At 31.2% G+C, this 24,564-nt stretch carries 22 protein-coding genes; 21 read left to right on the forward strand and 1 reads right to left on the reverse strand.

Going from position 1 to position 24,564, the window contains the following annotated elements:
• The first annotated feature begins 5 nt into the window (after positions 1-5).
• The 11 genes from nadE to VLK81_RS02815 all read left to right on the forward strand — a co-directional run bounded on the left by nadE (position 6) and on the right by VLK81_RS02815 (position 11,299).
• Complete coding sequence (gene nadE, locus VLK81_RS02765) at positions 6-794, forward strand: NAD(+) synthase (RefSeq protein ID WP_324619034.1); 789 nt, start codon at positions 6-8, stop codon at positions 792-794.
• A 4-nt stretch (positions 795-798) separates the two neighbouring features.
• Positions 799-1,854 (forward strand): M42 family metallopeptidase, encoded by a 1,056-nt coding sequence (locus tag VLK81_RS02770; protein WP_324619036.1) that lies wholly within the window; start codon positions 799-801, stop codon positions 1,852-1,854.
• Positions 1,847-3,388: a cell wall-binding repeat-containing protein gene (locus VLK81_RS02775; protein ID WP_324619038.1), complete on the forward strand. Its 1,542-nt coding sequence runs from the start codon at positions 1,847-1,849 to the stop codon at positions 3,386-3,388. Before VLK81_RS02770 ends, VLK81_RS02775 begins: the two co-directional genes overlap by 8 nt.
• A 96-nt stretch (positions 3,389-3,484) precedes the next feature.
• The gene (locus VLK81_RS02780) at positions 3,485-4,240 is read left to right on the forward strand and encodes a TSUP family transporter (RefSeq protein ID WP_324619040.1); all 756 of its coding nucleotides are present in this window, start codon (positions 3,485-3,487) and stop codon (positions 4,238-4,240) included.
• A gap of 10 nt (positions 4,241-4,250) precedes the next feature.
• Positions 4,251-6,794 carry a cell wall-binding repeat-containing protein gene (locus tag VLK81_RS02785; RefSeq protein ID WP_324619042.1) on the forward strand — a complete coding sequence of 848 codons (2,544 nt, stop codon included), beginning with the start codon at positions 4,251-4,253 and terminating at the stop codon, positions 6,792-6,794.
• A gap of 194 nt (positions 6,795-6,988) precedes the next feature.
• A complete protein-coding gene (locus VLK81_RS02790) occupies positions 6,989-7,405 on the forward strand; it encodes an ATP cone domain-containing protein (RefSeq protein ID WP_324619044.1) in 417 nt (138 codons plus the stop codon).
• Between the two features lie 9 nt (positions 7,406-7,414).
• Positions 7,415-8,347, forward strand: a complete 933-nt coding sequence (locus VLK81_RS02795; protein ID WP_324619045.1) for an NAD(P)-dependent oxidoreductase — start codon at positions 7,415-7,417, stop codon at positions 8,345-8,347.
• A gap of 42 nt (positions 8,348-8,389) precedes the next feature.
• Positions 8,390-9,058: a DUF1847 domain-containing protein gene (locus VLK81_RS02800; RefSeq protein WP_324619046.1), complete on the forward strand. Its 669-nt coding sequence runs from the start codon at positions 8,390-8,392 to the stop codon at positions 9,056-9,058.
• A gap of 60 nt (positions 9,059-9,118) precedes the next feature.
• Positions 9,119-9,571, forward strand: coding sequence for a hypothetical protein (locus tag VLK81_RS02805; RefSeq protein WP_324619048.1), 453 nt, complete (start codon positions 9,119-9,121; stop codon positions 9,569-9,571).
• Between the two features lie 113 nt (positions 9,572-9,684).
• Positions 9,685-10,965, forward strand: a complete 1,281-nt coding sequence (locus tag VLK81_RS02810; RefSeq protein ID WP_324619050.1) for a DUF1576 domain-containing protein — start codon at positions 9,685-9,687, stop codon at positions 10,963-10,965.
• The gene (locus VLK81_RS02815) at positions 10,952-11,299 is read left to right on the forward strand and encodes a hypothetical protein (protein WP_324619052.1); all 348 of its coding nucleotides are present in this window, start codon (positions 10,952-10,954) and stop codon (positions 11,297-11,299) included. Before VLK81_RS02810 ends, VLK81_RS02815 begins: the two co-directional genes overlap by 14 nt.
• A 61-nt stretch (positions 11,300-11,360) precedes the next feature.
• On the opposite strand, the gene VLK81_RS02820 is transcribed toward VLK81_RS02815, so the two are convergent.
• The gene (locus tag VLK81_RS02820) at positions 11,361-11,888 is read right to left on the reverse strand and encodes a hypothetical protein (RefSeq protein WP_324619054.1); all 528 of its coding nucleotides are present in this window, start codon (positions 11,886-11,888) and stop codon (positions 11,361-11,363) included.
• Between the two features lie 221 nt (positions 11,889-12,109).
• Between VLK81_RS02820 and VLK81_RS02825 the strand changes: the two genes are divergently transcribed.
• The 10 genes from VLK81_RS02825 to VLK81_RS02870 all read left to right on the forward strand — a co-directional run bounded on the left by VLK81_RS02825 (position 12,110) and on the right by VLK81_RS02870 (position 24,556).
• The gene (locus tag VLK81_RS02825; protein ID WP_324619056.1) at positions 12,110-12,535 is read left to right on the forward strand and encodes a DUF1893 domain-containing protein; all 426 of its coding nucleotides are present in this window, start codon (positions 12,110-12,112) and stop codon (positions 12,533-12,535) included.
• Positions 12,536-13,045, forward strand: a complete 510-nt coding sequence (locus tag VLK81_RS02830) for an ECF transporter S component (protein WP_324619058.1) — start codon at positions 12,536-12,538, stop codon at positions 13,043-13,045.
• A gap of 357 nt (positions 13,046-13,402) precedes the next feature.
• Positions 13,403-18,100 carry a cell wall-binding repeat-containing protein gene (locus VLK81_RS02835; protein ID WP_324619060.1) on the forward strand — a complete coding sequence of 1,566 codons (4,698 nt, stop codon included), beginning with the start codon at positions 13,403-13,405 and terminating at the stop codon, positions 18,098-18,100.
• Between the two features lie 173 nt (positions 18,101-18,273).
• Entirely contained in the window at positions 18,274-18,702 is a 429-nt protein-coding gene (locus VLK81_RS02840; RefSeq protein WP_324619062.1) for a TIGR01440 family protein, read from the forward strand.
• Complete coding sequence (locus tag VLK81_RS02845; protein WP_324619064.1) at positions 18,692-18,838, forward strand: DUF436 family protein; 147 nt, start codon at positions 18,692-18,694, stop codon at positions 18,836-18,838. Before VLK81_RS02840 ends, VLK81_RS02845 begins: the two co-directional genes overlap by 11 nt.
• Positions 18,839-19,260: 422 nt before the next feature.
• Complete coding sequence (locus VLK81_RS02850) at positions 19,261-20,535, forward strand: ATP-dependent helicase (protein WP_324619066.1); 1,275 nt, start codon at positions 19,261-19,263, stop codon at positions 20,533-20,535.
• The gene (locus VLK81_RS02855) at positions 20,486-21,466 is read left to right on the forward strand and encodes a 3'-5' exonuclease (RefSeq protein ID WP_324619068.1); all 981 of its coding nucleotides are present in this window, start codon (positions 20,486-20,488) and stop codon (positions 21,464-21,466) included. Before VLK81_RS02850 ends, VLK81_RS02855 begins: the two co-directional genes overlap by 50 nt.
• A 1-nt stretch (position 21,467) precedes the next feature.
• Positions 21,468-23,477 (forward strand): NAD-dependent DNA ligase LigA, encoded by a 2,010-nt coding sequence (gene ligA / locus VLK81_RS02860; RefSeq protein WP_324619070.1) that lies wholly within the window; start codon positions 21,468-21,470, stop codon positions 23,475-23,477.
• 6 nt (positions 23,478-23,483) lie between these two features.
• Positions 23,484-23,759 carry an Asp-tRNA(Asn)/Glu-tRNA(Gln) amidotransferase subunit GatC gene (locus tag VLK81_RS02865; RefSeq protein WP_324619071.1) on the forward strand — a complete coding sequence of 92 codons (276 nt, stop codon included), beginning with the start codon at positions 23,484-23,486 and terminating at the stop codon, positions 23,757-23,759.
• Positions 23,759-24,556 carry an amidase gene (locus VLK81_RS02870; RefSeq protein WP_324619072.1) on the forward strand — a complete coding sequence of 266 codons (798 nt, stop codon included), beginning with the start codon at positions 23,759-23,761 and terminating at the stop codon, positions 24,554-24,556. The genes VLK81_RS02865 and VLK81_RS02870 overlap by 1 nt, the downstream gene beginning before the upstream one ends.
• The last annotated feature ends 8 nt before the right edge of the window (positions 24,557-24,564 follow it).

The raw sequence follows: 24,564 nt of genomic DNA on the forward strand, positions 1-24,564 counted from the left end.
ATATTATGAAATTAAGTAATGAAAAACTAGAAGAATTAAAGCTTGAAATTATTAATTATATAAGAAGAAAAATTAAAGAAATTGGAGCAGATAGGATAGTTATCGGTCTAAGCGGTGGAAAAGATTCAAGCGTCTGTCTAAAACTTTCTACTCTCGCTCTTACAAGTGAAAAAGTTACAGGTCTTATTATCCCTGATGGAAAAAGAGATGGTATTGAACTTGCAGAAGGAATTGCTAAATCTTTAAATGTAGATTATAAAATTTTGGATATAAATAAAATAACTAGGGAGATAAAAAACTTAGTTGAGAGTGCTGGCTCTAATTATAGTGACCAGTCTAAAATAAATACTCCTTCAAGAGTTAGGATGACACTTTTATATGCCTATGCTCAGTCAAATAATGGGGCTGTTCTAAATACGTCAAATCTATCTGAGGACTGGGTTGGCTATTCGACTATTTATGGGGATGCGGCTGGAGCTTTTTCTCCTCTTGCAAGTTTAACTACGGACGAAGTTGTTCAGCTTGGACTTTATATTGGACTTGATGAAAAATTTGTTAATCCAATTCCTTCAGATGGTCTAACTGGAAAAACTGATGAAGAGGTTTTAGGTTTTAGCTATAAGGAGTTAAATGATTATATAAGAGAAGGGATTGAGCCAGAAGCTAGGATAAAAGAAAAAATTGATAGGTTAAATAGAAATTCTAGATTTAAATTTAAAAAAATAGATATGTTTAATTCAAAACTACCTATTGCTATTGAAGATATAGCTAATATTTACGATTTTGAGGAGTGATTTTATGATAGATAAGATTTGCCTTGTGAAAGACTTAACTGAAACTGAAGGGGCAAGCGGCTTTGAGGAAAATGTTGTTGACATAATAAAAAATTATGGAAAAGATTTTTTATTTGAAAGCGACTCTTTAAAAAATGCCTACCTTGGAGATTTATCTTCTCCACTTATTATGCTTGATTCTCACACAGATGAAGTGGGATTTATTGTTAGATTTATTGATGAAAATGGACTTATTTCTATTTTAAATCTTGGAGCTATTGTGCCCTTTCAAATTGGATCTAATGTCGTAAAGGTTAGGGGAAAAGACGGGAAATATTATGAAGGTGTTATAAGCTCTAAACCTATTCATTTTATGGAAAAAGAAGAACTTAATAGAGCTCCAGAGATTGAGGATATTAAAATTGATATGGGGGGATATTCAAGAGAAGAACTTTTAAAGCTTGGAATTGGGCCGGGCTCTCCTGTTGTCCCTGCTACTAAGTTTTCTTTCAATGAAGAAAAGAAAATCTATAGGTCAAAGGCTTTTGACAATAGACTTGGCTGTGCGGCAAGTATTTTACTTATGGAAAAACTTAAAGAAAATGGACTTGACGAAAAAGTGGTAGCTGCCTTTGCTAGTCAAGAGGAAGTTGGCGGAAGGGGAGCTGAAATTACTGCAAGAAAAGTAAATCCTAAGTATGCTATTGTTTTTGAAGGATCTCCTTCAGATGATTATTTTGTAGAAGCCTACAAGGAGCAGTGCAAGATAAATGGTGGACCTCAAATAAGACATTATGATGGATCTTATATTTCAGATGAACTTTTAATTTCTTTTGCCATAAAAGCAGCTGAAAAATTAAATATAAATATTCAGCATGCTGTAAGAAAGGGATCAGGAACAAATGCAGGCATTATCCATAGAAGTAATTTGGGAGTTAGGTGTTTAGTTGTAGGTATTCCTTCAAGATACATTCATTCATTTGTTGGATATTCCTCTTTAACTGATTTGGAAAATTCAGTTGATTTGGCATTTGAAGTTATTAAACAAATTTTAATTTATGAGGAGGGTGAAAATGTTTAAAAAATTATGCTGTATTTTCTTTTCACTTGCACTTATTTTTGGTTTTGCTAGTGCAAATGAAAGGATAGCTGGTGATAACAGATATAGGACTGCTATTGAGATTTCTAAAAAAACCTATGAGAATTCAGATTATATTCTAATGGTAAATGGCGAAAGATATTTTGATGCTTATGCTGCTTCTGCCCTTGCCTATAATTTAAAAGCTCCAATTCTATTAACTGATGATGGTGGAGTTGGCGAATTTACTAAAGCTGAAATTAAAAGGCTTGGTGCAAAAAATGCTATTTTAATAGGTGGAGAAAATACTTTAGGACCAAAAATAGAAAAAGATTTAAAATCTTTAGGTCTTGAACTTGAAAGGATTTCTGGAGCAGATAGATTTGAAACATCTATTAAAATTCTAGAAAAAATTAGAGAAATTACTGATATTTCGTCTATTATGGTAGCTAGAAGTGAAGCTGATGCCTTAAGCTCAAGTGCATATAGAAGGGGAAATATTCCTCTAGTTTTACTTGATAAATCAAACATAACCGAGGTTAAACACCTTGGACTTTCTATAACCGCTTTAGGCGGAGAGAATATGATAAACAATAATGAGTTAGAATATCTTTCAGCTGAAAGGATTGCAGGTAAGGATAGGTTTGAAACTAGCAAAATCATAGCTAAATTAAACTTGGAAGAAAATGAAGCCAAGGACGTTTTATTAGTAAATGCAAATTCATTTATTGATGCCTTAACTGTTTCTTCCTATGCAATAAAAAATAATATGAATATTTTACTAAGTCCTGGGGATTATATTGAAAAGGAAACTGGTTCTTATATTAAAGAAAATTCTCCAAAGATTATTTTTGTCGGCGGAGAAAGTCAAATTGCTAGCGATACTTTAAAATATACTAAACCAAGACCTAAGGGAAGAGTAATTGATCCAAATAAGCCAATGCTTGCCTTAACTTTTGATGATGGACCAGCTATAGGGTCTACAAGAAGGATTTTGGATGTTTTAAAGAAATACGACCAAAGGGCGACTTTCTTTGTTCTAGGATCTTCTATCGGTGGAGAAAGAGCCAAAACTTTACAAAGGACAAATAAAGAAGGTCACCAAATAGGAAGTCACTCATATAGCCATCCATTTTTCACAAAACTTTCAAAAGCTTCTATCGACTCTGAACTTTCCAAAACTTCAGATAGGATAAATGCAACCATTGGAAAAAGGCCAGTTCTTTTTAGACCACCTTACGGAGATTATAATAGTTTTGTAAGAAGTAATTCTCCTTATCCTCTAATTCTTTGGTCAGTTGACACAAGAGACTGGGAATCTAGAAATGCTGATACAACATACAGAAGGGTAATGGATGGAGCAAAGGATGGAGCTATTATTCTAATGCACGATATTCATGATCCTACAGCAGAAGCTGTAGAAAGAATTGTTCCAGCCTTGGTTAAAAAAGGATTCCAATTAGTTACAGTATCTGAACTTTTTGAGTATAGAGGCGGATCACTTAAGGCTGGAGTAGCTTATTCAAGTGCTAATTAATTTTTAAAATAATATTATTTTCTAATTAAAAAAATTTGTGCTGGGAAATAGAATCAAGTATAATTAGTTCATAATAAGTTTTAAGGAAGTATTTTTATGAATGTTAATCTATATTTGCTCCTTCCACTACTATTTTTGGCAGCTTTTGTAGATGCTGTTAGTGGAGGAGGCGGGGTAATAAGTATCCCATCATACCTTATTACAGGATTTCCCATAATAAATGCACTAGCTGTAAATAAATTTTCTATGGCTATTTCGACAGGGGTAGCCATAAGAAATTTTTATAAAAAAGGAGAAGTGGAAGAAAAGCTTATTAAGAAACTTATTCCATTTTCTTTCATTGGTTCAATTATAGGTTCTATAATTGTTGTAAATCTAAATCCTAATTTTTTAAAACCTTTTGCAATAATTATTCTTATTGTAATTGGAATATACTCTCTTTTTAAAAAGGATATGGGACTAGTTGACAGAAGGGAGGAAATTGGAGAAAAAGCCTTTTTAAAGATGAGTATAATTTCTTTAATTATAGGATTTTATGATGGTTTTTTTGGACCTGGTACAGGCTCTTTTCTAATTTTTGCATTTATCAAAATCTATGGATTTGACTATCTTAGAGCTTCAGCAAATGCAAAAATTTTAAACCTGACTAGCAACTTAGCTGCTCTTATAACTTTTATTGTAAGTGGAAAGGTAATTTTCTCCTACGCAATAATAATAACTTTAGTTATGGTTATAGGGGCATATATTGGATCTAAGTTTGCACTTAAAAGAGGGGCTAGTATAGTAAAGCCTTTCTTTGTAACTATGGCAATTCTTGCATCAGCAAAAATGCTAATAGAATATTTTATATAAGGAGGAAAATATGAAAAGAAATATTAAGAAAATAGTTGCTTTATCATTAGCAGCAACACTTATAACACAGCCAGTGGCAAATTTAAAAAATATTGCTCTAGCAACAGAATCTACTCAAACTAAAGAATATAAAATGCCTGAATCTTCTATGGATGGTATTTTAAAAAAAGCAAATGAGTATAGAAATGAAATTTTAGCAAAGGTTGACTCTAAGGCAAATGACCCTAAATTCAAACCTCTAATTGAAAAACTTAAAGATGAAAAGACTCTAGAGGGTATATTTAGAAAGTCTTATGAACTTGAAGCAAAATTTAATGACGAAGAAAATAATGAAAAAGCTTTTAATAATTTAAAGGCTAAAACAGTAGGCTTAAAGGAATTAATCCACTCATCTGAAGCATATAAAAAAGCTAGTGATGAAGATAAGGGAAAAATGGACAAGGCTTTTGGATTAGCAGTTAGCATAGAAAATGTAATGACTACACTTAAATCCTATACTTCTTCTTTTGAGCTTGAAAAGGTAAATAGAAATATATTTTTAGTTACAAGAAAAGAACTTGAAAAGAGTGATTTAGAAAGTAAGGATGTATTTAAAAATGCCGATAAAAAATTAAAGGATAAATACACTGAACTTAAAAATTTATTTTTATCTGACTATAATAAGGAAAGTAGTTATATATCTGCTAAGGAAGAGTTAAATAAGGCTAAAGAAGCTTTAAATGGTATTTCAGATGAAAATTTAAATATGAAAAATAAACTTATAGAATTAATTGGCCTTATTGGAGAGGTTGATACAAATTTAAAAGCTATAAAGACAGAAGTTCAAAGTGCAATAGATAAAAATGAAACTGAAAGATTTAATGAATTATATCATGTTTTAGTTTTTGAATTTGTTAGTAAAAACTATAAGCTAGCAGATTTTGAAGATGAGTTTAAAAAAATCAATCAAATAGCAGAAAAAGTTATGAAGATGAATTCTTTTAAACAATTACCAGAGGCAAAAAGACAAAAGATTTCTAAACTTGCAGGGGATGCACTAAGACTATATAATGATATAAATGCTGCTGGTTTAAATATAATGGACGTTTATACAGGTTTAAGAAAAGAACTTTTAGATCCAAATAATCCTAAGGATATTTTAGAACTTAAGGAACTTAAAGACTTTATCTTTATTGATAATGAGATTAAACGTGTGACAGAACTTAAAGAGTCTAAGGCTTATAAAGCTTTAAAAGATGATAATGAAAAAGATAAGGCTATTAAAAATAGACTAGAAAATCTTTTAAGAGAACTTAAAGCATATACATTAACTAGCTCATTAAGCGAAGATCAAATAAAAGAACTTGAACTTAAGTATAAAACTCTAGCTATGGATATAATTGGTGAGCTAGATAAAACTAAGCTAAAAGAATTAAAGACTGACCTAGGAAATATTTTAGAAAGTGATCTATATAAAGCTTTCTATAAAGGTTTATCAGACGATGAAAAGAAAACTATAAATGAATATAATGAAAAAATACAAGCAAAAATTAAAGATGCTCTAGAAAACAAATTAGTTACAGAAGAAAAATTAAAAGAAGTTTATGAACTTGTAAAGAAATATGTTGATGTTTTAGGAGAAAGCAAACTATACAGAATTTCTGGAGATGATAGGTATAAAACAAGCGTAGAAATTTCTAAGAAATACTATAAAGCTGAAGAAACTAAATATGTTGTTTTAGTTTCAGGAGAAAAATATCCAGATGCATTAGTTGCTTCTACTTTTGCAGACAGTTTAAAGGCTCCAATTCTACTAACTGCAAAAGATAAGATTCAAAAATCTGTTTTAAAAGAAATTGAAAGACTTGAACCTGAAAAAGTATATGTAATTGGCGGAAAAGATTCTATATCTGATAAGGCTTTAGAAGCATTAAAAGAAATCAAAACTGAAAGAATTGCTGGTGATGACAGGTACGAAACATCTACAAAACTTGCAGAACTTGTAAAAAAAGCAAATAAAGATTCTCAAAATGTAATTTTTGCAAGTGGGGAAAACTTTGCTGACGCCCTAAGCTCATCTTATCTTTCTGTTACCAAAAAAGCACCTATACTTTTAGTTGGAAAGGATATTCTTCCAGAAGTTACAAAAGACTTCTTAAAAGAATATGATAAAGCAAATGAATTTTATGCAGTTGGTGGCGTAAATAGCATATCTAATAAAGTTATTAAAAAGATAGATAAAGATGTAAAAAGACTTTCTGGAGAAGATAGGTTTGAAACATCAGTTAAGGTTGCAATGGAAGCTAACAAGGATGGCAAAAAAGTATTTGTTACAAATGGTATAAAATTTGCAGATAGCTTGTCTTCAGGAGCTGCAGTTGGAATTCAAGAAAGAGCTATTATTTTGGTTGAAAAATCTAGAATTTCTAAAGCAGTTAAGAATTATTTAAAAAATGTTAATGATATTGTAATAGTTGGCGGAGAAGATAGTGTTGAAGAAGATCTATTAAAGGAATATGGAAATAAAAAAATTGTAAAAGAAGATGTGCTTAAATTTATAAAAGATAATAAATAAATTAATTTTTTAGGGCTAGCCTAGCTAGCTCTTTTTTTGTGAAATTTTTTAAGAGAATATTTAAGACTATGAAATAATAATTTTTAAGAAGGTGAGTTAAGTATAGATTTAATTTTTGACTGAATAGGCAGTTTTATAAGCTTTTATCTATTTTGGGTATATATTATATATAGATATTTTTTGGAGGGAATAGTATGAATAAAGATAAAATGAACACACTTGCTGATCAAATAATTGAATGTGTCAAAAATGATAAAGATGATTTTGATGCTTATAAGATAATTGCTGTTCTTGATGATTTAAAAAGACTTGTTTTAGCTAAACTTTATGAAGGCAAGGAAGGCTTATTTGTAATTAAAAGAAGGGGAGGAGTAGAAGCTTTTGATGAAGTTAAGCTAGCAAATAACTTAGCTAAAGCCTCAGATGATGCTAAGACTCCACTTAATGAGTCAGACCTATCTATCTTAGTTAAAGACGTTAAGAAAAAAGCAATTGAAGATCATGGAGATAATTTAATCGAGTCAAAAGATATTATAATTTTTGTATTGGAAACCTTAAAAAATGCTGGACTAAAAGATATGTATGAAGTTTATAAAAGATTTAATGGTTAGGAAAGAAAAATGAAAGTAAGTTTATTAGAACCCTTAAATATTAGTAAGGAAAAAATTATTGAATTTTCAGAAAAACTCGCTGATTTAGATGTAGAATTTGAGTATTTTTCTAAAATTGCTCAAAGTAGTGATGAATTACAGGAAAGAGTATTAGATTCAGACATTGCAATAATTGCCAACCATCCTTTTAGAAAAGAAGCTTTTTCAAATTCAAAGAATTTAAAACTTATTGCAGTTGCATTTACTGGCTTAGATCATGTTGATGTAAATTTTGCCAAGGAAAATGGAGTAGAAGTTGTAAATGCAGGAGGATACGCTAACAACTCTGTTGCCGAACTTTCCATTGGTTTAACTTTAGATTTATTTAGAAAAATAAGCTTTCAAGATAGAACCATAAGAAAGGCAGGAAGGGGAAGCATTGGTAGGGAAATTAAAGGTAAAACAGTTGGGATTGTTGGAACTGGAGCTATAGGAACTAGGTGTGCTGAGCTTTACAAGGCTTTTGGAGCAAATGTAATTGGTTATAATAGGAGTGAAAAAGAAGATTTCAAAAAAATTGGAGAGTATAGAAGCTGGGAAGAAGTTTTCAAAAAGTCTGATATTATTTCACTTCACTTGCCACTAACAGAAGAAACCGAAAATATAGTTTCTTCTAAAGAGTTTTCTCTTATGAAGCCATCTAGCATAATTATTAATGTGAGTAGGGGAAAGGTTATAGATACTAATGCCCTTTACAATGCCTTAAAAGAAGGAAGTATTGCAGGCTGTGGACTTGATGTTTTTGAAAAAGAACCACCACTAGATAAAGACTATAAATTATTTGAATTAGAAAATGTAATCCTAAGCCCCCATATTGGTTATTTTACAGAGGAAGCTATGGATAAGAGGGCTGATATAATTTTTAATAAGGTATTAGATTTTATAAAAAGTCACAATAATTAAAAATTTATTTATTAAATATAAAATTTTAAGGAAGTGATATAAGTGCAAGAGAAGATGGACTCTAGATGTGCAGTGTGTGCAAATACTTACTGTAGAAAAAATCAAAAAAATCCCAATAGTCCAATTTGTCCCATGGAGGATGAAGAGCTTTATGAAAAAGCAAAGGAAATAGTTCTTTCAGAGGATTATAATGAGTTTTTCATAAATTCTTCCAAGGTTGAAAAAATAGGCTATAATAGGTTTCCTAGAATAAAGGAAATTATGGTTTTTATAAAAATGATGGGTTATAAAAGAGTTGGCTTAGCTTTTTGTGGCGGACTTATGAATGAAGCAAGGATAGTTGATAGGATATTTAGAGAAAATGGAATTAATTTGATATCTGCTATGTGCAAAACTGGTGGGTGCGATAAATGTCAGGTTGGCTTAAAGGAAGAAGAAAAATTAAGACCAGGAGAATTTGAACCTATGTGTAACCCTGTTGCTCAAGCCCTAATTTTAAATAAAGAAAAGACAGAATTTAATATCGTTATGGGACTTTGTGTTGGTCATGACAGTCTTTTTTATAAATTTTCAGATAGCTTGGTAACAACTCTTATTGTAAAGGATAGAAACACAGGTCACAACCCAGTTGCAGCTATATATGGAGCGGATGGTTACTTCAAAGATAGGATAAAGGTAAGTGAAAGTGACCTTGAAATAAAAAAAGATTAGGAATTTCTGCTTTTAAAAATAATAATATATGTTATAATTATTTTAAGGAGAGTGGAATTTGTGAAGAAGATAATATTTATAGGAGCTTTATCCTTAATTTTACTTACGTCTTGTAAAAAGACAAAAACTATGGATGATCTTTCTGGACTTAGAGATTCCAATAAAACTGTTAATTATATAGTTGTTACAGATGAAGAAAGAGATGACACAATTTTTATACTTACAGGAGAAAAAAGAGAAAGAGAAGAAAAAACTAACTTTGAAATTCCTGCAGATTTGGATGAAGAAAAAAGCGAATTAAATACTGATATTAATAGTCCCAAAAAAAATGAAAGACCTCAAGAAGAAGATAAAACACCAATAGAAACAAATGAAATTACAATAGAACCACCAGAAGATAGAAATCCTATTGAAGAAAATCATCTGGGAAATACTGGCGAAGATAGTCCTAATGAGGATCCTGAAGTAAGTTTACCTGATGGAGAAGATGGAGCTATTAGCTTGCAAGACTAAGATTAAAGCCTTTTTTCAAATTTGAAAAAGGGCTTTTTTTAAAACCAAATTAGAATTTAAATTAACCTATTAACATATAAAATTTAAAAGTTTATTATTTCTAGGAGCTAAATATGAATAAAGCAAAAATAAAAAATAAGGAAAAGATAGAATTTTTACTTTTATACTCTTTTGGGTTTTATTTAATTATCTGTGCATTTTTTTTAAATAGTCCAGGGGAAATTTTTGATGGAATGAAAGTTATTCTTACTTCTTCCGGAAAACTTATTACAGATTATATGGAAATTGCAAATCCTGGTGCAGCACTTTTTAATAGCGGACTTATGACAATTCTTTCAATACTTTTGGCAAGATTTGTTAAATCATCAGTAAGTGGACCATTAATTGCAGCTATCTTTATAGTTTCAGGATTCTCATTTTTTGGAAAAAATATTTTTAACACAATTCCGATAACTATAGGCGTTTTTTTATATGCAAGATTTATAAAAATGCCACTTAAGTCTTTTTTATTAGCATGCCTTTTTGGTTCCTGCCTAGGACCACTTGTTAGCGAAATTGCTTTTAGCTTGGGATTTGGTGGATTTAAAGCAATATTAATAGCATATATAGTGGGAATATTTGTAGGATTTTTAATTCCTCCTCTTTCCCAATCATTTCTAAGATTTCATCAGGGCTTTTGCTTATACAATGTGGGTTTTACAGCTGGAATAATAGGAATGTTCATTGCAGCAACTTTAAAAACTTTTGATATAAATATAGAAACTGTAAATTATATTTACGATGGAAGCGACTTATATTTAAAAATAATTTTATTCATTTCTTTTTTTATAATGGCTGTTGCTGGATTTATTTACACTGAAAATTTAGGCGAGAGTTATAATAATCTAATGAAAAATACTGGCCAATTAGTAGCAGATTTTCTAGAAATATATGGAGGCAGGGTTACTCTTTTTAACATGGGGATTATGGGCATTATATCTCTTTTCTTTATTATAATCTTTGGAGGAAAACTTTCTGGCCCAGTAATTGGAGGCATACTTACAATAGTAGGATTTTCAGCATTTGGAAAGCATCCAAAAAATACAATACCTATACTTTTAGGAGCAAGATTTGCATCAAATGTAAATATTTACGATAAAAATTCAGCTTCTTCAATTATGATTATGCTTTTTGCAACAAACCTTGCACCAATAGCTGGGAAATATGGATTTGTTGCAGGACTAATTGCAGGATTTATTCATGTTGGAGTTGTTTCAAATCTTGCCTTTTTACATGGAGGACTTAATTTATACAATAATGGCTTTGCTGGAGGATTTGTAGCAGGTGCTCTTGTACCAATCTTTGATTCTCTAGTTTTATCATTTAGGAGGTGGAAAAACAATGCTAGATTATGATTCAATTATTTCAATAAAAATTTCAAATTCACTTCTTTCATATATGTTTACTAATGGAGTTAAAGATATAACCGTTAGAATAGTTTCTAAAGAAGACTCCATTCAGGTAATAGCTGAAGGAAAAACAGATAGGGAGCCAAAAGACCTTGATGAGCTAAATAAGCTTATCAAAAAAGAGAGATTGGGATCTGTAGAGGACTTCTATGGGAATATGCTTGGAATAAGTGATAATGTAAATGATATCGGGCTTTTAGGATCTATGGTAGACGATGGGCTTATAGTATATGATAGCGGTCTATTAACATTTTACGCAACAAGATATAAAGATAAATAAAATAAAAAGCAGTTATATCAAAATACAACTGCTTTTTTAATGCAAAATTCTTTCTATCAAACTAAATAAAAAAAGAAAACAAAGGCATTATTCCTCCAAGAGCTGCTGCAATAAGTGCTAGAAGGATTGCAAAAAGAATTACAAATATTATAAAACATCCAAATGCAAAAGAGGAACAGCCAGATTTTTTTTGTGGATAGTTTATCTTATTATTTCTATTTATATTTTCGAGTCTTCTTCTATTATAGTCCTCATTATCATAATATTCATACTCATCTTCATAATAATACACATCATCATCTATATTTCTAGGTCTAGTTATTTTCTTAGTTTCGTACCTATCGAATTTTCCACTATTATATTCTCTAGTTTCATATTCATCATTAGAGCCTACCCTGTCATAATAGTTGTATTCATCATAATCATCATAATCATCATAATCATCATAATAATCATCATCAAAATCCCTATCATCACGATATACTTTTCTTGATCTTCTAGAATTGTCATAGTGGGGCGGATTATTTCTATATAATTTTTTTCTTACATTTCTATCATTTGTAATTTTTTCTTTTTTAAATATTTTCATAAAGCACCTCAATTAAATTATATCATAAATAAAGTAAAATAATATTACAATTTCAATACAATGTCTCTAGGAGCGATTATAGAAAAAATATATATTAATTAAAAGAATTTATATTTTTTCTATTTACTGAAACAACTTTAATAAATTATATTTTTTATACTTATTTTATACAAAGCCTTATATTAGTATGTTATAATAGGTGATGTAAAAAAGGAGGGAATATGGAGGATAAAGATTTATTACTGGCAAAGGAAATATTAGAAAAAGAAAAACTAAGCCTAGTATTTGTAAAAGATGGAAAGATTATTTTTAAATCAGATAAAAAGGGAATTAGACCAATCCTTGAAGCCTACAATGAAAAAAAGGACCTACTAAAAGACTCTTTTTTAGCTGATAAGGTTGTTGGAAGGGCGGCTTTAAGTTTTATAGAAGAACTTGGAGTAAAAAGTTTTTATACAGAAATTATTTCAAGGGAAGTTATAGATTATTTAAAGAATAAGGATATAGCCTATTTTTATGATGAAGTTGTTGATAAGATTTTAAATAGGGATAAAACAGATCTTTGTCCAATGGAAAAAATATCTCAAAGTTCAAGTGATAACAAGGAAATTATATTAAAAATAAAAAAATTTTTAAAGGAGGTTTAAATGAAGACTAAAAATTTAGTTATGTCAGCCCTATTTGTAGCTTTAGGTATTTTAATACCTATGATTTTTCACTCAATGGGTTTAGGTAAGGCTTTTTTACCAATGCATATACCTGTACTTTTAGCAGGATTTATACTTGGTAAAAAGGAAGGCTTTATAGTTGGATTAATTACCCCAATTATTTCTTCCCTTATAACAAGTATGCCACCTATGTTCCCAATGGTGCCAATTATGACAGTTGAACTTGCAATATATGGTTTATTTGCTGGATATTTTTATAAAGATAAAAAGCTTAATATTTTTGTAAGTTTACTATTAACTATGCTAATTGGCAGGGTATTTGCTGGAGCTGTTGTAGCAATTCTATCTACTTTCTTTGGTTTTAAGGGTAAAATGCTTCCTTGGATTATAGCTTCAGTTACTGAATCTGTACCAGGAATTATTTTACAATTAATTCTAATACCTACAATAACATTTGCTTCAGAAAAAGTTTTAAAAGAAAATAAATAAAAACAAGAAAGCCAGTTTTATTATAGCTAAATCTAATAAGACTGGTTTTTTATTGTGTGATTTTAATATTTAAAATGAATAAAAAAATAAAATGAAAAATATTTAAAAGCCTAATTTAACTTATTATAGATTATAAGCTATTAGACCTATTTTTAGCTGTTTTATTTTAAGATATAAAGCATATAAAAAATTAAACATAAAAATAATAGTAAAAGATACATAACTAAGTTTAAATTAGATAAATAATTGTTTTACAGCATTTAAAAACTAAAATCATAATAGAAATTTTATATTGATATAAAAAATAAAGTGCTATAATATATTTGATTTAAAATTTATAAATAAAGGAGAAATGTTATGAAAAGATTTTTAAGTGCATTACTAAGCTTTGTAATGATATTTACATCACTTGTTACAGCGCTTCCAGTTAAAGCGCAAGACATGCCTAGGGTTACACCTACTAAAGATAAGATAATAGAATCTGGAAATCCTTCCAACCCAACTGATCCTACAGATCCAGTAGAACCTGGAGAAGATAAGGACGAAAAGCCACAAATAGGTAATGATGCAAAATATCATGTTATTATGGAAGAACCTGCTGCATCTAATAGAGATGCCTACCTACCAGCAAAGGGCGGATTTGTAAAATTTAGATATGATTCAAAAGATTTAAAAGAAGCTGATATGGAATATTTAGTCTACAAAGATGGAAAGAAGATTGATTTTAAATTTAGTTCAATAATATCTCATGATGGTCAATATATGGATGGAGTTGAATTTTCTGCTAAGCTTGATCCAAATACAATTGGCAAAGAAGAAGTATATGAATTTTATATAAAAGAAAAGAAAGATCTAAGCTATGACGAAAAAAATATTATTAAAATAACAGTAATTCCTGAAGCCAAGGAAGATGGAATATCTGCTTTAGGCTTTTATGAAAAATCTTTTACAAATAAAGATACAAATAGAGAATTTTATCTTAACATATATGGAAAAAATTTAAGTGAGGATAATATTAAATATGAAGTAAAAAAATCTGATCCTAACTCTAAAGATTTAACAGTTGCTATCAAGGGCCCATTTTTTGATGTACTTCCAGCAAATGCAAATATAAGCGTTCCAGAAAACAATCTAGGAAAAGCTTACACTTATACAGTTGATTTCTGGACTAATCAAATGGATAAAAAAAGATTAACAATAAAAGTTGGAAGTGACGGAGAAATTCTTCCAGACCCAGAAGAGCCTTCTGAAGATGAATATGTTTTATCTGTAAGCTCAAAGAAAACTGAGCTAGAATCAGCTGGAGGAACTGTTACTATAAAATTAACTACAAAACCGGACCCAGAAAAAATAATTACAGAGATTCTATTAAATGGAGTAAAAATAGAAGAAAGTGCTGTTTCTGGAAGCTTTGTAATGAAAAATACCTATTTTGCTACACTTCCTGAAAACACAAGTGATAAAGACAATGTATATACTTTTAAATTTAAGGGAGAAAATGATAAGAATTTCAAGCAAGTTTTAGTAACTGTTAAGAAAAACGAATCACCTACTCCTAGCGTTGATTTTAGCATACAGGAAGATCCTAACAGCGAAAAAGATTTTACATTAGAAAATGCTGGCGGAGAAGTAAGCTTTTCTATTTTTGTAATTGGTAACTCTAAAGAAATTACCAATGATATGATAGAAGTGAAGTCATTTGATGGGGATAAAGAAGTAAATTTAAGTCCTTCTATTAGTGGACTTAAAGCTAGAAGAACTATCAAATTAACTCTTCCTAAAAATGAAACAGAAGTAGACAAGGTATATAAAATTTTTGTTTCACCAAAGGGAAAAGAAAATTCAGATAAGATAGAAGTTAGAGTTACTGTAAAGAAATTAGATATTGTTAAGATAGATTTAGATGAGCTAAATGTAAAATATCCTGAACTTAAACTTGAAGGTGGAGAACAAACTATTACTATAAAAGGTAAGAACTTAGATAAGGCTAAATCTAAAAAAATAAGTCTATTTGATATAAGTTCTGGAATGGAAGTAGATGCAAGTAGTAATTTTGAAATAAAAGATGACTTTATTGGAAATGATAAGGTTCAAACAGCCAAAATAAATCTATTTAAAGTTGATAAAGATACAGAATATAAGATTTATGTAGACCTTGATGGAAATAAAATTTCAAATACCTTCTCGCAAACAAAAGATGCTAATACAAACGACCTACAAGTTATTGCACCAAAGAGATCATTTTTAATAGATGACAATACTCTAGCAATTGAATTTTTTGTAAATGTATTAGCCTACAAGGAAGGATCAATTGAAAAAGGCCTATCTATAAATAACGACATAAAGATGGGACCAAATGATAAGGTTGAAATAAATAATGACATTATTAAAATAACATTTGCTGAACCAATTTTTAAGGATAGAACAAAAACTTATAGCCTTCACATGGATGAAAGATCTATTATGGACTATGAAAAAGAACCTAACAGGGCATTTAACTCCACTATTATAAGAAATGAAGCAATTGTCCTTGAAAGTCACTTTGAATCTGGATATCAAAATCCTCCTAAGGACGGAAAAGTTGTCTACAAACTTAGCGGATATAATTTAGGAGATAATTTAAAATTCAAGATTCAAAAAAATACTAAAAATAAAGAACTTTTCTACAGTAGTGACAATGATGAAGCCGATAATATCATAAAAGACTTTAAGGTAGAAGGCGACGATAAAAATAGAACTATTAGCTTTACTGCTCCAGAAAATACTACAGATAAGCTTGAAACTTACACTATTATGGTATCTGTAAATGGAGGAGTGACTTATGAATCTACACTTGGTGCAAGCCTAGAAGAAAGATTTAAAAGAAGTATTATTGCTGTCTTCCCTGAAGGAGCAGACACTAAAAAATCAGTAATAGATTTCATTCAAATCCAATCTTATGGCACACAAGGGGGATCAGAACAGGCTGATATAACTCATACAGACCTTCCAACTAACCAAGGCTCTAAAAAAACTCTACTATGGATAAGTGGAACAAACTTAGATGCACATAAATCAAGAATTAGATTAATTGATGAAAATGGTGTTTACTGGTCTCCAATTTACGATGCAACTCACGATTCTGGAGATAGAGTTATGATGACAATGCTAGATGGAATGAAAGATGGTAAAAGCTTTGGAATGACAGGCAGTGGAAACAATATGCTTATGGAAGTTATCCTACCTAATGGATATAAACCAAAAGAAGGCCATGATGGTAGAGTTTATAGGTATCAAGTAGCTCCTGATGGAGTAAACTTTAATGAAGAAGCAGAAGTTACAGCTAATGTTGTGTTTGATAAGGCTAAGGGCAAGACTGACCCAGATGAAAATCTAATAGATGTTGTAGTAAGACACACTTATGAAAATGGTAAAGATATTGTTGAGCCTAGAACAATAAAGGCTTACAAACATCTTCCTCCAAATGTATTCCACTATATGCTACCTTTCTATACAGAAAATGGAGAATATAAAGAAGGATTTTTAGGTTATAAACTTAAAGATACTGATGAATTAGTTTTTGGAAGAGAAGGATTTGGAACATCTAAGCACTATTACTATGACAAGAATATAACTGAACTTTTAAATTCAAAGGGAGAAATTGTACTTGTTTATGAAAATCCAGTAGAAATTAACAAAACTGAGCTTCAAGGCCTAGTAGATAAAGCAAAGAAAATAGATTTAACAAACAAAACAGAAGACTCTAAAAAAGCATTAGAAGAAGCAATTAAAGAAGCAGAAGAAGTATTAGAAAATGCAACAAGCCAAGAAGAAATAGATAAGGCAAAAGAAGCCCTACAAAAAGCAATAGACGGCTTAGAAGAAAAGCCAGTAGAACTTAATAAAACAGAACTTCAAAAACTAGTAGATAGTGCAAAGAAAATAGATTTAACAAACAAAACAGAAGAATCTAAAAAAGCTTTAGAAGAAGCAATCAAAAAAGCAGAAGAAGCTTTAGAAAATGCAACAAGCCAAGAAGAAATAGATAAGGCAAAAGAAGCCCTAGAAAAAGCAATAGAAGGCTTAAAAGAAAAACCACAAAAGCCTGTAGATCCAACACCAGGCGAAGTACCAGGCACAGATCCAATTCCAGGAGAAAAACCAGGAACAAAACCAGATCCAAAGCCTGAAGTTAAGCCAGAACCAAAGCCAGAAGTAAAACCAGAAAAGAACATCTTTGATGGAATAGAAAAAGAAAGACAAGCTGGAGACAACAGATACAAGACAGCAGTAGAAATCTCAAAGAAAAACTTTGAAAGTGCAGAGACCGTAATCCTAGTAAATGGAGAAAAAGAAGCAGACGCATTAGCAGCAAGCGTACTAGCAAAAGAAAAGAACGCACCAATCCTACTAATAAAGAAAGACATGACTCCAGACGAAGTAGCGAAAGAAATAGAAAGACTAGGAGCCAAAAACATAATCCTAATAGGCGGCTTAAACTCAGTAACACAAAAAGCAGTAGAAAATCTAAAACTAGACCTAAATAGAATAGCAGGAAAAGATAGATTCGAAACAGCAGTAGAAATAGCAAAAGCCGCAGGAAAAACAGAAAAACTAATCCTAGCAAACGGACAAAGCCTAGTAGATGCCCTAACAGCATCAAGCCTAGCACAAGTAGAAAATAGAGGAATAATACTAGTAAACAAAGATAGCATACCAGAATGTGCAAAAGAACTAGTAGAAAAAGCCAAAGACATCCTAATAGTAGGCGGAGAAAACTCAGTAAAACTAGGAGTAAAAGCGGACAGAATCTCAGGAAAAGATAGATTCGAAACAGCAGTAAAAATAGCAGAAAGAGCATTTGTAAATCCAAAACAAATCGCTTTAGCTAATAGCACTGCATACGCAGACGCACTAGTATTTGGAGGGGTAACAGGAAAAGTAGAAGCCCCAATCTTACTAACAAATAAAGATAAATTACCACAAGTAGTAAAAGAATATCTAGAAAGAAACAAAATAGAAAAAATCTTTGTACTTGGAGGAGAAAATAGCGTAAGCGAAAATCTTTTCAAATAGAGATAAACTCAAGAGAGTGGACATAAGTCCACTCTCTTTTTTAAAATAAATAAACTTTTAGATTTATGACTAGACTAATATTTTTTTACTATATTTTTCAGCTTTATTTTTTGCCTTTTTTATTTTTAAATAGGCTTATATATATGATATAATTTACATAAAGGGGTGGTTTTATGTTAGAAAAAATTAGAAATGATGTAAGAGAAGCTCTAGTAGAATTATTGGACATATCAAATTTAAAGAAAAATGATATTTTTGTGCTTGGAGGTTCGACTTCTGAGGTTTTGGGCTTTCATATTGGAAAACACTCTTCTGAAGAAGTGGGAGAAGTTATTATAGATGAGATTTATAATATTTTAAGTAAAAGAGGTATTTTCTTAGCTGTTCAAGGATGTGAACATATAAATAGGGCACTTACTGTTCCTAGGGAGATTTTAAACTTTTATGATCTTGAAGAGGTAAGTGTTGTTCCAAGTTTACACGCCGGCGGTTCTCTTTCTATGAATTATTATAAAATTTTAGAAGATCCTATTCTTGTGGAACATATTGTAGCTAAGGCTGGGATGGATATTGGAGATACTTTCTATCGGTATGCATGTTAAGTTTGTGCAGGTTCCTGTAAGACTAAAGGTTAAGAAAATTAATGAGGCTAATTTAACTGCTCTTAGGTCTAGGCCAAAGTTAATTGGAGGAGTTAGGGCTAAGTATAAGGACAAAGTTGAGGCAAATCGAGATTAGGTTTTTTTATTTTCTTTGCTTTCACTAAATTAAAGCTTGCTTGGAAGATTTTCTTATTTTTTTAAAAATTTTCTAAGGGGGAAAGCAATGTGTAAGAAAAAAAGATTTAATATCAGGCTGTTGACAAAGTAGCAAAATCCAAAAGGTAGCGCTTTATACGAAAGAAATTGTAAGAAATTCAAATTGAAATAATTCGCCCGAAAACCAAACTGTTTGAGCGTTAGCGAGCTATCGATTTACAGGATTATGAGATTTAGATTTTTGGGGTTTCTGCAGTCGGATAAGCGTTTTTGGATTTTGTCTACACTCTGGATTTAATATATTATTTATTTGATTTTAAAAAATTTTGTTTATTATTTTGATTACTTTTAGGGATCTTTTTAGATTCCTATTTATTATGTAGGTGAGGTTGGGAGATAAATTTGTTAGATAATTTGAATGAAATGCAGAAAAAAGCAGTTTTTGAAACAAAAGGGCCCATCTTAGTTTTGGCTGGGGCTGGTAGTGGTAAGACTAGGGTTTTAACCAGTAAGATTTATTATCTTTTGAAGGAAAAAGGTGTTAGAAAATCTGAAATTCTAGCTATTACTTTTACTAACAAGGCTGCAAAGGAGATGAGGGAAAGGGTCGAAAGTCTTTTGGAGGAGGATGTGTCAGGGATGTGGATTGGCACATTTCACTCTATCTGTGTGAGAATTTTAAGACGCTATGCTGATAGGCTTGGATATACTTCTGGATTTTCTATTTACGACAGGACGGACTCTAAGACTCTTTTAAAGGAAGTCTACAAAAGGCTGGACATTTCAGATAAGACTATTGAGTATAATCTTGTTTTAAATAAGATTTCAGATGCAAAAAACAATCTTGTTTTCCCGGAAGATTATACTAAATACTACGGCAATGATTTTGCCTCTATTAAAATTAGTGAAATTTATGGTCTTTATGAGGATTTAAAGAAAGAGTACAATGCCTTTGATTTTGATGATCTTATTATAAAGACTCTTATTCTTCTTGTAAGTTTTGACGATGCTCTGGAATATTATCAAGATAAGTTTAGCTATATTTTTGTAGACGAGTACCAAGATACCAACAAAACTCAGTATGAGCTTGTTAAGCTTCTTTCAAAAAAACACATGAATGTGACTGCTGTTGGGGACAATGACCAGTCTATTTATGGCTGGAGAGGGGCAGATATTTCCAATATTTTAAATTTTGAAAAGGATTTTGAAGCGAGTCAGGTTATTAAGCTGGAGAGGAATTATAGGTCTACGAGCGAGATTTTAAATGCTGCAAATGAGCTTATTAAAAACAATGACCAGAAATATTTGAAAAAGCTTTGGACGGATAAGTCTAGCGGGAAAAAACCCATTTATTTAAATCTTCCTTCTGATATGGATACTGCTTACAAGCTTGTTCAAAAGGTCAATGAGCTTTTATATAAGGGGGAGGCGCTAAGCGAGATGGCAATTCTCTATAGGACCAACGCCGAGTCTAGACAGCTTGAAGAGGCTCTTATTGCTTACGGGATAAATTATGTTGTAGTTGGGGGCCTTAAATTCTACGAAAGAAAAGAGATTAAGGATATTGTTGCCTACTTAACTATTTTTATGAATAAGACGGACGATGTTTCTTTTAGGAGGATTATCAATGTTCCTAGAAGGGGGATTGGCGAAAAAGAGTTTAGAAAAGGTAGATAATTTGGCTAGAAAAAAAGGAATTTCTAGTTTAGAGATGATTTTATGTGATGATTTTGAAAGTGTTTATCCAGGAAAGGTTCCAAATGGCTTTTTGGAGTTTAGAGGAATTTATAAAAAGCTAGCGACTTTACTAAATCAATCTTCTCTTAGTGATTTTGTAAGTGACCTTATAGACATTTCTGGTATGAAGTCGATGTATGAAGATGAAGGTTCTTTAGAGTCTAGAACTAAACTTGAAAATATGGAATCTTTTTTAAATGCTATTATTGAATATGAAAATATAAGCGAAAATCCAAGCCTAGAAGATTATCTTCAAACTGCTAAGCTTATGAGTGAACTTGACAAGACTGAAAGTTCAAGTGGAAGTATTAGTCTTATGACTGTTCACTCAGCCAAGGGTCTGGAGTTCAAAAATGTTTTTGTGGTTGGCCTTGAGGATGACAATTTTCCAAGCAGGATGGCAGTAGAAGAAGGAAATTTAGAGGAAGAGAGAAGACTATTCTACGTTGCTATAACTCGTGCAAAGGAAAATTTATTTCTATTTTCTTCTACTAGAAAGATGTATTTTGGCAAGCTTATTCAGTCGCTTCCTTCCAGATTTATTGATGAGCTAGGTGGTACTATTGAGAGGGAAGAAGGAGAACTTAGAAATAGGATTACTGGAGAGAAGGTAAAAATAGAAAAAGCTAGTGAAAGTGCCTTAGCTGGAAGGGACTATTTGAAGTACGATTTGGAAATGAGAAAGAAAAATTTTGATATGTCCAAAAAGGATAATTTTATGGTTGGAGATAAGGTTAAGCATAGGATTTTTGGGATTGGAACTATTATCAATTTTTCTGGAGAGGGAGAGGATAAAAAGGTTATGATTTCTTTTGAAAATAAGGGTATAAAAAATCTCTCTCTAAGTATTGCTCCTATTGAGAAGGTGTAGTATGGATGATTTAAAGAAAAGAATGGAAGAGCTTGTAAAAAAACTTAATAGATATGCTTATGAATATTATACTTTGGATAAGCCAAGCGTAGATGACAAGGTTTATGATAGGCTTTTCGATGAATTAGTTAGCCTTGAAAAAAAATCTTCTCTTGTCCTAGAGGATTCTCCGACTAGGAGGGTTGGTTACAAGGTTTTAGATGAGTTTCAAAAGCACATTCATCTTCATCCCCTTCTTTCTCTTGACAAGGCAAGAACTAAGGATGAGATTAAGGACTGGATAAGGAGAAATAATAGGCTAGTTGACTCTTATAATAGTGATCATAAGGAAAAATTACCTGAAGCTGAATATATTGTTGAGTATAAGTTTGATGGACTTACTATTAATCTAACTTATGAAAATGGACTTTTAGTTAAGGGAGCTACCAGGGGAGACGGTTATACGGGTGAGGATGTTACTGAGCAGATTAGGACTATAAATTCTATTCCTTTGAGTATTTCTTACAAGGGCAGGATAGAGGTTCAAGGTGAAGGTGTTATGCCTTTATCTAAGCTTACTAAATACAATGAAAAAAATGAGATTAAGCTTAAAAATGCAAGAAATGCTGCTGCTGGAGCTATAAGGAATTTAGATCCTGGAAAGACTAAAGAGAGAAATTTAGATACTTATTTTTACAATGTAGGCTATATTGAGGAGGAGATTTTTCACTCTCAAGAAGAAATGTTAAATTTTTTAAGGGAAAATAAGTTTAAGGTTTTTGAATCTTCTAAGAAGGTTCATAGCGAAGATGAGATTGAAAAATGTCTTAACTATATTGATGAAAATAGGACTAAGATAGATGTACTAACAGACGGGGCTGTAATTAAGATCAATGATTTAAAAACTAGGGAGGTTCTAGGTTTTACTAATAGGTTTCCTAGGTGGGCTATTGCTTATAAGTTTGAAGCGGAGGAGTTTGAAACGACTGTTGAGGACTGCCTTTGGAATGTGGGTAGGACAGGTAAACTTACTCCTATTGCAATTCTTTCCCCGGTTGAGATTGGTGGAGCGACTGTTAGAAGGGCAACTCTAAATAATATAGACGATATTAGAAGAAAGAATGTTATGATAAATTCTACTGTTCTAATCCGTAGGAGCAATGAGGTTATTCCTGAAATTATAAGGGCTATTGACGAAGATGAGGATGGTCTAAGGGAAATAAATTTACCTAAATTTTGTCCTTCTTGCAATTCTGATCTAGTGGAAGATGGAGTAAATACTTACTGCTCTAATCCGCTTGAATGTCCTAGTCAGCTTATTTATTCTCTTAGTCACTTTGCTTCAAGAGAAGGACTAAATATTGAGGGGCTTAGTGAAAAGACGGCAGAAGCCTTGTATAAGTCTTTAGAGATTAAGGATATTTCTGATATTTACAAGCTAAAGATGGAAGATCTTTTAAGACTAGATGGGTTTAAGAAGAAAAAGGCGACTAATCTTTTAAATGCTATTGAAAATTCTAAAAATCCAAGTTTGAAAAATTTTTTATTTGGTCTTGGGATAAGATTTGTTGGTGCAAAGACTTCAAGGGATCTTGAAAATCATTTTAAGAGTCTTAATGCTATAAAAAATGCAAGTCTTGAAGATTTGTTAGCTGTTAGTGATATTGGAGAAGTTACGGCTGAATCTATTTATACTTTTTTTAGGGAAGATAGGATTTTAAAAGTTTTAGAGAAGTTTGAAAATCTTGGTCTAAAGATAAAATCTCTTGATTCTAGTCCTAAAAAAGAAAGTGGAAAATTTTCTGGTAAGTCTTTTGTTATAAGTGGGTCTTTTGAAGGATACACTAGAAAGGAATTAGAGGGAAAGCTTGAGTCTTATGGACTTGTATCTAGATCTTCTGTATCTAAAAATACAGATTATTTGTTAGTTGGAGATTCTCCCGGTTCTAAGCTGGATAAGGCTATTGAGCTTGGGGTTAATATTATAGATAAGGAAATGTTAAATACTTTTTTAGAAGAAGTTAAGGAGTGAGAAATATTGGAAGAAAAAGATCTTATTAGAATATATGAAGATGCGAAGCTTGATTTAAGTGGAAAGGATCTTTCAAAACTTTTGGATAAGTTAAATACGCTTACCCAATATAATAGTGTACTTGATGAGCTTGAAGAGGGAGAAAAGATTTATTCTATTACTGAAAATAAGATTTCATTTAGGGAAGATGAGGCAAAGGAGGGTCTAGACAGGGAAAAAGCTTTAAGTTTTTCAGACTCGACCAAGTATGGATATTTTAAACTTAAAAGGGTTGTGGACTAATGGAAAGAGAAATAATTGATTATAGAAAAAAGATAGAAAATGGCGAAAAAGTCGAAGATGTCGTAAGGGGAGTTTTTGAAAGAATTGGAGATGATCCTTATGGAGTTTTTATCAGCTTAAATAAAGACACTGCTCTAGCTAGGGCAGGTGAGCTAGATAAAAAAGAAAAGGACAAAAGAGGAAGACTTTTTGGTCTGCCAATTCTTGTAAAGGACAATATATTAACTGAAGGACTTAGGACAACCTGCGCTTCAAAGATGCTTGAAGACTATATTCCTTCTTATAGTGCAAGTCTTGTAAAAAGGCTTGAAGAAGAAGATGCTATTATTATTGGAAAGACTAATATGGATGAATTTGCTATGGGATCTAACTCTGAAAGTTCATATTTTCATCCAACTAAAAATCCAATTGATCCAAGTCTTTCTCCTGGAGGCTCTTCTTCCGGCTCAGGTGCAGGACAAAGGCTTGGCTACGCATTTGTTTCTATAGGTACAGATACGGGCGGATCTGTTCGTCAGCCTGCAAGTTTTTCTTCTATTATTGGATATAAGCCTAGCTATGGACTTATTTCAAGATATGGCGTTGTATCTATGGCAAACACTCTTGACCAAGTTGGAATTTTTTCTAATAATGTTATAGATCTTGTAAGTGTTTTAAATGTAGTTGGCGGATATGATGAGCTAGATGATACTTCTATTAGAAGGGGAGTAGATTTTAAGTTAGAAAAATTTGACGATTTAAATGGAATAAGGGTTGGAATTGTAAAAGAGGAAGACTATTGGGACGAAAAAGGTTAAAGAGGATT

Origin of the sequence: Citroniella saccharovorans, assembly GCF_035481615.1 — a bacterium.
Taxonomy (GTDB): Bacteria; Bacillota; Clostridia; order Tissierellales; family Peptoniphilaceae; genus Citroniella; species Citroniella saccharovorans.